We start from the raw sequence: 1,076 nt of genomic DNA on the forward strand, positions 1-1,076 counted from the left end.
GGCCGTGACTGCGTGCCTTTTGAAGAATGAGCCTGCGAGTTTGCGGTGTGTAGCGAGGTTAACCCGTGTGGGGTAGCCGTAGCGAAAGCGAGTCCGAATAGGGCGGTTGAGTTGCATGCCCAAGACCCGAAGCGGAGTGATCTAGCCATGGGCAGGTTGAAGCGCGGGTAAGACCGTGTGGAGGACCGAACCCACCAGGGTTGAAAACCTGGGGGATGACCTGTGGTTAGGGGTGAAAGGCCAATCAAACTCCGTGATAGCTGGTTCTCCCCGAAATGCATTTAGGTGCAGCGTCACGTGTTTCTTGCCGGAGGTAGAGCACTGGATAGGCGATGGGCCTTACCGGGTTACTGACCTTAGCCAAACTCCGAATGCCGGTAAGTGAGAGCGTGGCAGTGAGACTGTGGGGGATAAGCTCCATGGTCGAGAGGGAAACAGCCCAGAACACCGACTAAGGTCCCTAAGCGTGTGCTAAGTGGGAAAGGATGTGGAGTCGCAGAGACAACCAGGAGGTTGGCTTAGAAGCAGCCACCCTTGAAAGAGTGCGTAATAGCTCACTGGTCAAGTGATTCCGCGCCGACAATGTAGCGGGGCTCAAGCACATCACCGAAGTCGTGTCATTGCAGCATGAAGGGCCAACGCCTGCTGTGATGGGTAGGGGAGCGTCGTGTGCCGGGTGAAGCGGCGGTGGAAACCAGTCGTGGACGGTATACGAGTGAGAATGCAGGCATGAGTAGCGATACAAGAGTGGGAAACTCTTGCGCCGATTGACCAAGGGTTCCTGGGTCAAGCTGATCTGCCCAGGGTAAGTCGGGACCTAAGGCGAGGCCGACAGGCGTAGTCGATGGACAACGGGTTGATATTCCCGTACCCGCTTTGAAGCGCCAACGTCGAACCAGATGATGCTAAGGCCGTGAAGCCGTCCCGGAGCCTTCGGGCAAAGGGAAGTGGTGGAGCCGCCGGCCCAAGTCTGCAGTAGGTGAGCGATGGGGTGACGCAGGAAGGTAGTCCAGCCCGGGCGGTGGTTGTCCCGGGGTAAGGGTGTAGGCCGAGTGATAGGCAAATCCGTCACTCAT

Annotated in this window: 1 rRNA gene; it reads left to right on the top strand. The window is 57.8% G+C overall.

Annotated features, from left to right (window positions below):
• Positions 1–1,076, top strand: a 23S ribosomal RNA gene (locus ACFV04_RS43790); the annotation flags it as partial.

This window comes from Kitasatospora sp. NPDC059599 (genome assembly GCF_042735125.1).
In the GTDB taxonomy this organism is placed as follows: Bacteria; Actinomycetota; Actinomycetes; order Streptomycetales; family Streptomycetaceae; genus Kitasatospora.